At 68.8% G+C, this 12312-nt stretch carries 13 protein-coding genes; 1 reads left to right on the plus strand and 12 read right to left on the minus strand.

Going from position 1 to position 12312, the window contains the following annotated elements; genetic code table 11:
- Positions 1 to 22: 22 nt before the first annotated feature.
- From V5F63_RS03890 to V5F63_RS03935, 10 genes are all read right to left on the minus strand, one after another.
- Positions 23 to 751 carry an ABC transporter ATP-binding protein gene (locus tag V5F63_RS03890; RefSeq protein WP_394101636.1) on the minus strand — a complete coding sequence of 243 codons (729 nt, stop codon included), beginning with the start codon at positions 749 to 751 and terminating at the stop codon, positions 23 to 25.
- Positions 744 to 1514, minus strand: a complete 771-nt coding sequence (locus V5F63_RS03895; protein WP_394101637.1) for an ABC transporter ATP-binding protein — start codon at positions 1512 to 1514, stop codon at positions 744 to 746. The genes V5F63_RS03890 and V5F63_RS03895 overlap by 8 nt, the downstream gene beginning before the upstream one ends.
- Positions 1514 to 2398 (minus strand): branched-chain amino acid ABC transporter permease, encoded by an 885-nt coding sequence (locus V5F63_RS03900; protein ID WP_394101638.1) that lies wholly within the window; start codon positions 2396 to 2398, stop codon positions 1514 to 1516. Before V5F63_RS03900 ends, V5F63_RS03895 begins: the two co-directional genes overlap by 1 nt.
- A complete protein-coding gene (locus V5F63_RS03905; RefSeq protein ID WP_024280736.1) occupies positions 2395 to 3279 on the minus strand; it encodes a branched-chain amino acid ABC transporter permease in 885 nt (294 codons plus the stop codon). The genes V5F63_RS03900 and V5F63_RS03905 overlap by 4 nt, the downstream gene beginning before the upstream one ends.
- A 115-nt stretch (positions 3280 to 3394) precedes the next feature.
- Complete coding sequence (locus tag V5F63_RS03910) at positions 3395 to 4525, minus strand: ABC transporter substrate-binding protein (RefSeq protein WP_394101639.1); 1131 nt, start codon at positions 4523 to 4525, stop codon at positions 3395 to 3397.
- A 2-nt stretch (positions 4526 to 4527) separates the two neighbouring features.
- Positions 4528 to 5283: a pyrimidine 5'-nucleotidase gene (locus tag V5F63_RS03915; RefSeq protein WP_394101640.1), complete on the minus strand. Its 756-nt coding sequence runs from the start codon at positions 5281 to 5283 to the stop codon at positions 4528 to 4530.
- Positions 5284 to 5308: 25 nt separating this feature from the next.
- A complete protein-coding gene (nadC, locus tag V5F63_RS03920) occupies positions 5309 to 6181 on the minus strand; it encodes a carboxylating nicotinate-nucleotide diphosphorylase (protein ID WP_394101641.1) in 873 nt (290 codons plus the stop codon).
- 113 nt (positions 6182 to 6294) lie between these two features.
- Positions 6295 to 7551: an amidohydrolase family protein gene (locus V5F63_RS03925; RefSeq protein ID WP_209487800.1), complete on the minus strand. Its 1257-nt coding sequence runs from the start codon at positions 7549 to 7551 to the stop codon at positions 6295 to 6297.
- 119 nt (positions 7552 to 7670) lie between these two features.
- Positions 7671 to 9128, minus strand: coding sequence for an aldehyde dehydrogenase family protein (locus tag V5F63_RS03930; RefSeq protein WP_394030967.1), 1458 nt, complete (start codon positions 9126 to 9128; stop codon positions 7671 to 7673).
- A complete protein-coding gene (locus V5F63_RS03935) occupies positions 9125 to 9874 on the minus strand; it encodes an orotidine 5'-phosphate decarboxylase / HUMPS family protein (RefSeq protein WP_394101642.1) in 750 nt (249 codons plus the stop codon). The genes V5F63_RS03930 and V5F63_RS03935 overlap by 4 nt, the downstream gene beginning before the upstream one ends.
- Positions 9875 to 10184: 310 nt before the next feature.
- Here V5F63_RS03935 and V5F63_RS03940 point away from each other — a divergent pair, with 310 nt between their 5' ends.
- Positions 10185 to 10679, plus strand: a complete 495-nt coding sequence (locus V5F63_RS03940; protein ID WP_394030963.1) for a hypothetical protein — start codon at positions 10185 to 10187, stop codon at positions 10677 to 10679.
- A 48-nt stretch (positions 10680 to 10727) separates the two neighbouring features.
- Here V5F63_RS03940 and V5F63_RS03945 read toward each other — a convergent pair whose 3' ends face one another.
- Complete coding sequence (locus V5F63_RS03945) at positions 10728 to 11690, minus strand: CobW family GTP-binding protein (protein WP_209487804.1); 963 nt, start codon at positions 11688 to 11690, stop codon at positions 10728 to 10730.
- An 8-nt stretch (positions 11691 to 11698) separates the two neighbouring features.
- Positions 11699 to 12223: a CinA family protein gene (locus V5F63_RS03950; protein ID WP_209487805.1), complete on the minus strand. Its 525-nt coding sequence runs from the start codon at positions 12221 to 12223 to the stop codon at positions 11699 to 11701.
- Between the last annotated feature and the right edge of the window lie 89 nt (positions 12224 to 12312).

A 12312-nucleotide genomic window follows, 5' to 3' on the forward strand; every position in this document is an offset into this window, starting at 1 on the left:
TACCGGATTGCGAAGACAGCGCTCAGCCCGCGGCCGTCTCCGCCGCGCGCATGCCGAGATAGGCGGCGATCACGCGCGGATCGCGGGCGAGTGCTGCGGCGGTGTCGGCGAAGATGATGCGCCCGTGCTCCATCACATAGCCGTAGCTGGCCACCGAGAGCGCCTTGCGCGCGTTCTGCTCCACGAGAAGCACGGTGGTGCCCTTGGCGTTGATGTCGGCGATGGTGGCGAAGATGTCGTTCACCACATGGGGCGCGAGGCCCATGGAGGGCTCGTCCAGCAGCAGCAGCTTGGGCCGCGCCATCAGCGCCCGGCCCATGGCCAGCATCTGCTGCTCGCCGCCGGAGAGGGAGCCGGCATACTGGAAACGCCGCTCCTTCAGGCGCGGGAAGCGGGTGTAGATCATTTCCATGTCGTCGGCGATGGCGGGGTCGCTTCCGCGCACATAGGCGCCGACCTTCAGATTGTCCTCCACCGACATGGAGGCCACCACCCGCCGGCCCTCCGGCACCAGCGAGACGCCGGCGCGGACGATCTTGTCCGCCGGGCGTGCGGTCATGTCCCGCCCCTCGATGCGCACGGTGCCGGAGAAGGCGCGCACCAGGCCGCATATGGTGAGGAGCGTCGTCGTCTTGCCGGCCCCATTGGCGCCAATGAGGCAGACGCAGGCGCCGGCCGGGACGGTGATGTCGATGTCCTCGACCGCCGCGACGGAGCCATAGCCGGAGGTGACCTTGACGAGTTCAAGCATCCTCGGTCCCCAGATAGGCTTCGATCACGCTCGGCATGCGGCGCACCTCCTCCGGCGTGCCGGCGGCGATCTCGCGGCCGAAATTGAGCACCACGATATGGTCGCTCACCCGCGCCACGAACTCGATGTCGTGCTCGATAAGGAGCACGGTGATGCCCATGTCGCGGATGGCGAGCACGAGGTCGGCCAGCGCCCGTTTCTCGGCGAAGTTCATGCCCGCCGCCGGCTCGTCCAGCAGCAGCAGGCGCGGCTGGGTGGCCAGCGCCCGCGCGATCTCCACCCGCCGCCGGTCGCCGTAGGAGAGGCCGCCCACGGCCACGTCCTTGAGATGGGTGATGCCCACGAGATCGAGCAGCGCCTCGCAGCGCGCCTTCTCCCGCGCCTCGCTGCGCTTCACCGCCGGCAGGCCGAGCAGCACGTCGAGGAGGCTGGCCGACTGGTGGCGGTGGGCGCCGAGCAGCACGTTGGCGAGCGTGGTCTCGGTGGCGAGCAGGCGGATGTTCTGGAAGGTGCGGGCGACGCCCAAAGCCGCCACCCTGTGCGGGGCGAGGCGGGCGATGTCCACGCCGTCGAGGCGGATGTGGCCGGCGTCGGTGGGATAGAGGCCGGTGATCATGTTCATGGTGGTGGTCTTGCCGGAACCGTTGGGGCCGATGAGGCCCGTCACCTGTCCGGCGGTGGCTGTCAGCGACACGCTGTCCACCGCCACCACGCCCTGGAAGCGCTTGGCCACCTGCCAGAGTTCGAGCTGGGCCGCCGCCATCATTTGGCTCCTTCAGGTGCGGCGCGCCGGGCGCCCGCCGGCTTGCGCGGCCGCCATTTGAGGAGCGACATGGCCCCGCCGGGCAGGAACAGCACCACCGCGAGAATGAGCAGGCCCATCAGGATCTCGCGCCACTGGCTGGAGAAGCGCAGCAGCTCCGGCAGCAGCGTGGTGAAGATCGCGCCCACCAGCGGCCCCATAAGCGCGTTCACGCCGCCGAGGATGGGATAGGCGAGGGCATCCACGCTCCGCAGCAGGCCGAAATCCGTCGGGCCGACGAAGAAGTTGAGATGCGCCGCAAGCCCCCCCACGCCGCCGCTGACGAAGCCGGAGGCGACGAACAGCGAAAGGCGCTGGCCGAACACGTTGACGCCCATGGCCTCGCTCATCACGTCGTCCTGCCGGATGGCGAGGATGGAGCGACCGAAATAGGAGCGGCGCAAAGCGAAGACGAAATAAAGGGCCATGAGGACCAGCAGCACCAGCTGCCAGGTCTCGGTGTAGCGCGGGATGCCGTAGATGCCGATGGCGCCGCCGGTGACGGCATCCCAGTTCAGCGCGATCACCCGCACCACCTCGGTGAAGGCGAAGGTGGCGAGCATGAAATAATCGCCGCGCAGCCGCAGCACGGGCGCGCCGATGATCAGCGCCACCGCCGCCGCCAGCAGCCCGCCCGCCACCACCGCCACGGCGAAAGGCGCGCCGAGCTGCATGGTGAGATAGACGCTGCAATAGGCGCCCACCGCCATGAAGCCGCCGGTGCCCAGCGTGAACATGTTGGCCGCCAGCGCCAGCCACACGCCGTAGGCGAGGAGCGTATTGAGCAGGCACAAATTCACGAGGTTGCCGTAGCTGGCCAGAAAGGTATCGAGGGCGGCCATCATGCGCGGCGCTCCTCGAAGCCGGAGAAGAGGCCGGTGGGCTTCACCAGGAGGATCAGGAAGATCAGCCCGAAGCCGATGGCGTCCCGGAAGGCGGAGGAGACGTAGGCGACGGAGAACACCTCGACCAGCCCCAGCAGGAAGCCGCCCGCGACCGCGCCGGGGATGTTGCCGAGCCCGCCGAGGATCATCACGGTGAGGCCCTTCACCAGCATGTGCTCGCCCATGAAGGGGGAGACCACGTTGAAGAGGAGGCCCAGCAGCACGCCGGCGGCCCCCGCCAGCGCGCCGGCGATGAAGAAGGTGATGAGGATGGTGCGCCCCACCTCAACGCCGACGATGCGGGCCACATCCTCCGAAAAGGCCACGGTGCGGATGGCGCGGCCCACCGAGGTCTTCTGCAGGGTGAAGCCGAGGATGCCCATCAGGATCACGGCCGTGACCACCACGATCACCTGAAGCAGCTGCACGCGCACGCCGCCGATCTCCCACACGATGGCGGTGAAGGGGTTCGGCGGATAGCCGTGCACGGCGGTGCCGAACACCTCCTGCGCGATACCCACCAGGAGGCGGGCCAGCGCGAGGCTGGCGACGAGGCCCATCCATTTGTGCCCGCCGCGCAGCCGCAGCACGCGGAACACGAGCAGCTCCGACGCCATGCCGAGCACCCCGCCGCCCACCAGCGCGACGACGAGCGCCAGCGGCAGCGGCAGGCCGAGGAGGGCGATCTCCAGCCCGAGATAGGCGCCCACCATGAAGAAGGCGCCCTGCGCCAGGTTCACGATGTTGAGCACGCCGAAGATCAGCGTGCAGCCGATGGCGAAGACCGCATAGATCGAGCCGAGCGACAGCCCGTTCACGACCTGCTGCAAAAAGGTTGTCATGCGCTGATCCCCCGGACCTGCCCGAACCGGTCGAAGCACCGTGCCGCCGCGGATGCCCGGGCTGCACGGCGCGCCAATCCATCCGCCCCGGCCAGTGACCGGGGCGGGCGGGGGATCACTGGGCGAGCTGGAACTTGCCGTCCTTCAGCTCCAGCACCTTGGCGACCAGCACCGGCTCGCGGTCCTTGTCGAAGGAGAAGGGGCCGAGGACGGTCTGGAGGTCCTTGGTGTCGGCGATGGCCGCGCGCAGCTTCGCGGGATCGGACACGCCGCCCGCGCGCTTCACCGCATCGGCGAAGATGGTGACGGCGGCATGGGCCTGGGCGGCGAAGGTGTCGGGGGCCGAGCCGTACTTGGCCTTGTAGGCCTCCACGAACGCCTTGTTGGCGGGCATGTCGAAATCGATGAACCAGCCCGAGCCCACGAGGAAGCCCTGCGCGGCGGGGCCGGCGAGATCGTTCAGCTTGGTCGAGATGGCCGCATTGGCACCGAGGAACACCGTGGACTGCGGAATGCCGAGCTGGCGCGCCTGCCGCACGATGTTGGCGGTCTCTTCCGCGAGGCCGCCGACGACGATGATGTCGGGGTTGGCCGCCTTGATCTTGGTGAGCTGGGCGGAATAGTCCACGTCGCCCTTCTGGAAGGTCTCGGTGGCCACCACCTTGATGCCGGCCTTGTCGAGGGCGGCCTTGTGGACGCCGTAGGCGGCCTTCATCAGCACGTCGTCAATGCCGTAGATCTGCGCCGCCGTCTTGGGCTGATAGCGCTTCACGGCATAGGCGAGCACGCCGGGGAACACCGCCGCCTCGGGGGCGCTGGTGCGGAAGATGTATTCGCCGATGGCGGGCACACCGGGGGCGGTGTTGGACGAGGCGATCACCGGCACCTTGGCGGCGTTGGCGATCGGGTCGGCGGCGAAGGCCGAGGTGGTCAGCGTCGGCCCGAAGATGACCGTCACCTTGTCCTGGTTGATCAGGCGCTGGAAGATGTTGACGGTCTGGCCGCGATCGCCCGCATCATCCTGATGGATGGGCACGAGCTTGAGGTCGCCGAGCTTGCCGGAGGCGTTGATCTCGGCGGCAGCCAGCTCCGCGCCGTTCTTCTGCATGGTGCCGTAGAGCGCAGCCGAGCCGCCCGACGTGGACTGCACGATGCCGAGCTTCACGTCCGCCGCGATGGCAGCGGGCACGGCGGCGAGGGAAAAGGCGGTGGCGGCGATGAGTAGGCGCGTGAGACGGGCGTGCATCATCATGGCTCCTGAGGAAGGTCGGTCGTTGATGAGCCCTTATTTTGCGGGCCCTTATAAAGGCTTTGCAGGACTGTTGGCGTTGGTATCGGGGTCGTGCGCGGCTCGATCTGGGCGAGCACGGGCGCGAGCGCCAGGGAATGGAAATGGACGTGCGCGGCGTCCGGCGTCTCGGGCAGCCCGTGGTCGCCGATGAGCACCGTCTGCATGCCGAGGGCGTGCGGCACGGCGAGGTTCACCGCGCGGTCGTCAAACATGATGGCGCGATCGGGCGCGACGCCGTGGCGGGCGAGCATGGTGTCGTAGGCGGCACGCTCGGGCTTGCCGATGTAGTCGCAGGCGGCGATGTCGCAGACGCCCTCGAACAGGTCGGCGATGCCGAGGCGTTCCAGCACCCGCTCGGCATGGGCACGCGAGCCGTTGGTGAAGACGAGGCGCCGGCCGGGCAGGGCCTCCAGCGCGAGCCGCAGCTCGGCGTTTTCCGCCAGCACCGTCAGGTCGATCTCATGGACGAAGGCGAGGAAATCCTGCGGCTTCACCGCGTGATGGCGCTGCAGGCCGACGAGGGACGTGCCGTAGGTTTCGTAATAATGCGCGTGCAGCGCCGCCGCCTCTTCCGGCGTGGAGCCGGTGAGCTGCTGGATGAACAGCCAGACGCGGGCGAGCATCTGGCCGTGCAGGCCGGCGGAGCGCGGGTACAGCGTATCGTCGAGGTCGAAGACGAAGGTCTCCGTACCCGGCCTCAGACGAAATGGCATGTCCCCGCGCATGGCCCGCCTGTGCCTAGCTCGAGAGCTGCTTGAGGCGGTCGATGGTCCGCTTCGCGCTCGGCTTGATGTCGCGGACATCGAGGCTGATGTCGAGGGCCTTCACCGTGTGGGTGAGGTCGCCGATGGAGATCACGTCCACCCCCAGCTCCGCGATGGGAACGATGGTGGTCTCGTTGATGCCGCCGGACGCCTCGGTCATGGCGCGGCCCTTGGTGAGCTTCAGGCCCTCGCGCATCTCGTCGAGGTCCATGTTGTCGAACATGATGATCTCGACCCCGGCGTCCAGCGCCTCCTGCACCATCTCCAGGCTCTCGCACTCCACCTCGAACTTGAAGGTGTGCTGCGCGCTCGCCCGCAGGATCTTCACCGCCTCGGTGATGGAGCCGGCGATCTTGATGTGATTGTCCTTCACCAGCACGCAATTGGCGAGGTTGAAGATGTGATTGTGGGCGCCGCCCACGCGCACGGCGTATTTCTGCACCATGCGCAGGCCCGGCCAGCCCTTGCGGGTATCGGTGATGCGCACGCCGGTATGCTTCACCAGATCGGCGTAGCGGCGGGTCTTGGTGGCGATGCCGCTCATCTGCTGCAGCCAGTCGAGGGCCGAGCGCTCGATCACGAAGAAGGTGGAGGCGCGGGCCTGCACCCGCATCAGCACGGTGCCGGGTTCCACCGCGGCTCCTTCCTCCACCAGCCATTCGATGCGAGCCTCGGGCTCGATGGAGCGGATGGTCTCGTCGGCGAACAGCATGCCGCAGACGATTCCGTTCGCCTTGGCGTAGATGTTGGCGGTCTGAACCGGATCGTCGCCGACGAGAAAGCCTCCGGTTGTATCGCCGGAGCTTAACTCCTCGCGCAGGCCCAGCTCCACGAGAGGCCGGATCATAAAGCGGTTCAACTTCATTACGCGGCTCCTGGGGCGCTCCCGGCCCGGCTCTGTGATACTGCCTAGCAGCTGTTTTCTACTACATCAATCAACAAAATCATTTATCGACAGCGTCAGCCATCCAGCCGGTTGGTGAAGGCCTTGCCGCCCTTCATCACCAGATGCAGGCGGTCGCGCTGCTCCAGGATACGGATGTCGGCGAGCGGGTCGCCGTCCAGCACCAGCACGTCGGCCATGAAGCCGGCCTTCAGCGCGCCGAGGTTGGGCTGCTCGATGCATTCCGCCGCCTTGGTGGTGGAGGCGACGATCACCTCCATCGGCGACATGCCGAGCCAGTCCACCATGAAGGCCAGCTCCGCCATGTTCTCGCCCACCAGCAGGCGGTGCGACTGGTCGGTGCCCATGGCCACCTTCACGCCGCGCTTCACCGCCTCCTTCCAGAGGGGGATCTGCGTCTGCATGAGGGAATAGATCTGCGCGTCCTTCACATCCTCCTGGCCCAGCTGGTGGCTGGCCCAGGCGGTGTTCTTGCGGCGATGCTCGATGGAGAGCGGCACCAGCGCGAGCGTCGGCACCCACCAGATGCCGCCCGCGATCATGCGGTCCACGCTCTCCTCGTCCATGAACCAGCCGTGCTCCAGCGAGTGGATGCCGGACCTGACCGCGTTCTTGATGCCGGCGAGGCCCTCGGCGTGGACGGCCACGCGCTTGCCCTTGGCGGCGGCCTCGGAGACGGCGGTGGAAATCTCCTCGATGGTGAATTGCGGCTCGTCCCAGCTGTCGGTCACCGAGGTGATGCCGCCGGTGGCGCAGATCTTGATGAAGTCGGCGCCGCGCATGAGCAGCTCGCGCACCAGCCGGCGGATCTCCTCCACCCCGTCCGCCACCGTGTGCGGGAGCCAGGCGCGCTTCTGGATGCGCATGCCGGCGGGAAGCCAGTAGTCGCCATGGCCGCCGGTCTGCGAGACCATGCCCAGCGAGATCAGCAGGCGCGGCCCGTCGATGATGCCTTCCTCGATGGCCTGCCGGAAGCCGGCGTCGGCGCCGCCCATGTCGCGTGCGGTGGTGATGCCGCAGGCGATGGTCTCGCGGAAAACCTCGATGGATTTCAGCACGTTGTAGGTGGGCGTGTTGAGCAGATGCTGGCGCATGTCGCGGGCGCGGTAGGTGCCGTGGACATGGGTGTCGATGAAGCCGGGCAGCACGGTGCGCCCGGCCGCGTCGAGCTTCCGGGCGCCCGCCGGCACGCTCACCTGGCTCTCGGGACCGGCGGCGACGATGCGCCCTTCCTCGATCACCACGACCGCGTTCGGCACGGGGTCCGCCCCGGTGCCGTCGATCATGGTTCCGCCGACGATTGCGATGGCCATACGCGCCTTGCCTTTCGCTCTGTTCAAAAAGTTAGCAACGCCAAATGCCAGGCATTGAGAGCCAGCCGCCGACGCAACGATGGGTCCAGCCCGGCTGCGCTGGCTCCTTGGATGTTCCGTTACGTGAGGTCCACCACCACGTTCTTGATCTCACAGTAGAAATCCAGCGCGTGAAGGCCAAGCTCGCGGCCGATGCCCGAGCGCTTGTAGCCGCCGAAAGGCGCGAACACGCTGGTCTTCGAGGCGCTGGGCAGGCCGTTCACGGCCACCATCCCGGTGCGCATGCCCCGCGCGACCCGGAGCGCGCGACCGATGTCGCGGCACCAGACGGAGCCATTGAGACCATAGTCGCTGTCATTGGCCAGCGCGATGGCCTCGGCCTCGCTGTCGAATGGCGTCAGGGAGCAGACCGGGCCGAAGATCTCCCGGCTGAAAGCGGGATTGTCCGGCCCGACGCCCGAGAGGATGGTCGGGGGATAGAAGAAGCCGTCGCCCTCCGGCAGGGCGCCGCCGCTCACCAGCGTCGCCCCGGCTTCGCGGGCCTGCGCCACGGTGCGGTCCACCGCATCCCGGTGGGACGAGGAGATGAGCGGGCCGAGATTGGTCGCCGGGTCCAGCGCCGGGCCGGTCTTCAGCCGCGCCGCTGCGAAGGCGAAGGCACGGGCGAAGGGCTCCAGCGCGCCGCGCTCCACCAGCAGGCGCGAGCGGGCGGAGCAGGACTGGCCGGCATTGCCGAAGCCGGACGCCACCGCGCTCGCCGCCGCCTTCTTCATGTCGGCGTCGGCGAAGACGACCGCGGCGTTCTTGCCGCCCAGCTCCAGCGCCACGCGCTTGATGGAGGCGGAGGCAAGCCGCATCACTTCCGAGCCCACGGCGGTGGAGCCGGTGAAGGAGATGCCATCGATGCGCGGGTCTTCCGCGAGCCGCCGCCCCACGTCCGCGCCGCCGGGCAGCACGGAGAGGAAGCCGTCCGGCACGCCGGCCTCGCGGCACACCTCGGCGAGCAGCAGGGCGGTGAGCGGCGTCAGCGGCGCGGGCTTCAGGATGGCGGCGCAGCCGGCGGCGAGCGCGGGAGCGAGCTTCCACGAGGCGCCGAGCAGCGGGAAATTCCACGGCACGATCTGCGCGACCACACCCAGGGGCTCGCGCAATGTGAAATCGAGCAGATCCCTGCCGAGGGGGATGGTGTCGCCGAACACCTTGTCCATGGCCCCGGCATAATAAGTGAAGACGCGGATCGCCCCCTCCACCTCGCGCAGGGCGCCGGAGATGGGCTTGCCGGCGTTGACAGCCTCGATCTGCGCGAACTGGTCCTGCCGGGCCGCGATGCCGGCGGCGATGCGGTGGAGCACGGCGCCGCGATCGACCGGCGGAAGATGGGGCCAGTCGTCGGCATCGAAGGCATGGCGCGCCGTGCGGATCGCCGCCTCGACTTCCACCGGCCCGGCCAGCGCGACCTCGGCGAGCGGCGCGCCGGTCCAGGGATCGACCAGCGCCTCGACCTCGCCGCCCATGGCGGGCACGAAGCGCCCGCCGACGAACGGTTCGCGATGGAGGGACGGCAGCACGGCGCTCATGGCGCCGTCGTCTCCAGCGCCTGCATCTTCTCATAGAGCGCGGTGGCGGCGCCGGCCGGGTCGTTCGCCTCGGTGATGAGGCGGCCGACGATGGCGAAGCGGCGCGGGCAGTCCTTCGCGGCGGCGAACGCCCCCTCGATGGTGCCGCCCAGCGAGCCGAAGCCGGTGAGGAATACCAGCGGGTCCTTCACGTTCGCGGCGATCCAGCGCGACCAGCGGGTGACCTTGGCGGTGTCGTGCGCTGGCAGCACGAAATGATCGGCGCCGCCCAGGACCGAGCGCTCCAGGATGAGGTCCAGCGCATTGTCGAGGAGATAGCCGCCGCCGGAGACGCCATAGTCGGCGACCGGGATCTCGCCGCCGACAACCGGCGCGATGCCGGCCTTCAGCGCTTCGCCGACGAAGCCGTCCACGGCGGTGGGGCCGGCGACGGGAAAGAGGATCAGCCCGTCCACCTCGGCCTCGGCGCACAGAGCGGTGAACTTCTTCGCCATGTCCGGCATGTCCGGGCCGGCCTTCTGGTGGTCATAGAGGATGGGCAAATCGGTGAGGTCGCGCACCCGCCGCATGGACTCCTTCAGGCCATGGCGCAGCACGCTGGTGAGCCCGAGCTTGTAGCCGGCGACGCCGGGCACGCCGCTCGTCGCCTTCACCACCGCATCGAACTTCTCCTGCGTCTCGATGTCGAGAGCGGGGACGATGCCCACGGTGCCGGAAAAGGTCTTCGCCGAAAAAGTGCTGGCCATTGCGGTCTCGCTCGCTTCCATCCTGTGCCAGAAAGCTAGGGCGGGCGAGGACACCAAGGTAGCGCCGGCTCGTGGCGGGCTCTTGGGGCCAGTCCGCTTCATGGGGCCAGTCGGACCAGCCATCGCCTGCGTGCAGCCGCCCGCCTTCCGCCCGCCTCGCGCCGGCTTTCGGCCACGCTGCGTTCAGCTTGCATTCAGCCGATGTTTCATACACATCGCCCCTGCTGGAGCTTGACCGGGGGGCGAGACCAGCGGGGCGCGCTGCCCTTCACCCACACCCCCGTCATCTCCCACCAGAAGCAGGCCGATCATGAAGACGGGTCTTCTCGCCGCGCTCGCCGTCGCCGCCACGCTCGCCACCGCTGGGGGCGCGCAGGCGCAGGTCAAACCCTACGGGGCGGGCTTCGATGGCTGGAACTTCACCGCCACCACGGAGAAGTCCGGCATCATCAACTGCCGCGCCACCCGCAAGGTCGGCAACCGTGACGACATCATCGCCCGGCGCACCGACGGCGAAGTTTATTTGAGCGTCAAGGCCGAGGGGCGCAAGGGCGACTTCAAGGGCACCATCATCAACGTCCCCGGCAAGCCGCGTGGCATGCTGGAGTGGACGGTGCCGGGCGGCGCCAATGGCGCGCGGATGTGGTTCACCATGCCCTTCGTGGCCATCGACCATATCGTCGCCGCCGGCGCCTATCAGTTCTCGCTGCCGGATTCCGAGGATGTCGGGACGGTCAACCTCGGCAAGCGCGCCAAGGAGGCGTGGGCCCGCGTCAACCAGTGCGTTCAGGCCAACGGCGGCTGACCAAGCCATCGGCCGCGGCCTTAGGCCGGGGCCGGGCGGTCCTTGGCCTCACGCCACGGGCCGCGCCATTCCGGCGAGCAGGGTCAGCGCGTCGGCGAGGTCCTGCTCCTCGATGCCGCGGGCGATGAGGACCATGCGGTTCTCGTCCCCTGCCGTGTGGGAGAGGAGGCCGGGGGAATAGACCAGCCCCTGCACCCCGTGCAGCACCACCGGCTGCGGCACCCCTTCCAGATGCAGGATGCCCTTGAGGCGCAGCACGGCGGCGCCGAACAGGTCGCTCACCCGGTCGAGCCAGGCGTCCACCTGGTCCTGGGTGAGGCGGCCGGGGAACGCGAGGGAGGCGGTGGTCACCGCATGGCCGACGCCGGTGGCCGAGAAGCGCCGGCTGAGCGGGCGCGGCGTCTCGCGCGGGTCGATCCACAGCAGCGAGCCGTCGCGCGCCGTCGCCGGCAGCACATGGCATTCCGCCAGAGGATTGAGTATCGCCACCTCGCGCTCGGCCGCGGCGAGCTGGTCCGCAGTGGCAAGGTCCGCCTTGCTGATGAGGACGCGGTCGGCGAGGGCCACCTGCGTCATCCCCTCGGGATGATGAGCGAGGGTTGAGGCGAAATTGGCCGCATCCACCACCGTGGTCACGCCGGCGATGGAGAAATGCCGGTTGAACAGCGGATCGGCGATCAGCGCATGGAGCACCGGCGCGGGATCGGCGAGGCCGCTCGTTTCCACCACCACCCGGCGGAAGGCGAAGTCGTCCATGGCGCGACGGCGCAGCAGGCCATTGAGCGTGGCGTTCAGCGAGCCCTTCAGGCGGCAGCAGATGCAGCCGCCCTCCAGCAGCATCACCTCATCGCTGCCGGTCTCGATGAGCGCATGGTCGATCCCCGCGTCGCCGGCCTCGTTGATGATGACGGCGGTGTCGCGGAAGGCCGGGCGCTTGAGGAGATCGTTGAGCAGGGTCGTCTTGCCCGCGCCGAGAAAGCCGGTGACGAGGACGACCGGAATGTCGCTCATGCGCGGCGTCAGCCGAGCTGCGACTTGAGCAAGGCGAGGGCCGCCTGCACCGCGCACAGGCGCACATTGTCCCGGCTGCCGGGGAAGACGTGGCGCTCTTCCGCAAGTCCGCCGTCGCGCGTCGCCACCGCGATGAAGATGGTGCCCACGGGGTTCACCGCATTGCCGCCGCCCGGCCCGGCATAGCCGGTGATGGCGACGGTGGCGCCCGCCTCGGAATGGCCGAGCAGGCCCTGGGCGAGGCCGCGCGTGACCTCCGCGCTCACCGCCCCATGGGCGGCGGAGATGGCGGCCGGAACATCGAGGCCGGTGGCCTTGGCGGAGGAATGGTAGAGCACATAGCCCCGCTCGAAGATCTCCGAGGCGCCGGACACCGAGGTGAGGCAGGCGGCGACCAGGCCGGACGTCACCGTCTCCGCGGCGGCAAGGCGGATGTTCCGCGCGCGGGCGGCCGCGAGCACGTCGGCGGCGAGGGTGAGGAGGGGGGCGGGGAACAAGGTTTCGTCCGCCTGGAGCAGAGCGGTGTCGGGCATGCGTGTCGCCTCGGGTCCGGGCGCGGCGTTTGGGGCAAAGCACGCGCTTTGACGGTGAAAATGGTTGGCCCCCCTCGGTCAAGTCAAGC

It is taken from the genome of Xanthobacter wiegelii (genome assembly GCF_043193855.2).
Lineage (GTDB): Bacteria > Pseudomonadota > Alphaproteobacteria > Rhizobiales > Xanthobacteraceae > Xanthobacter > Xanthobacter flavus_A.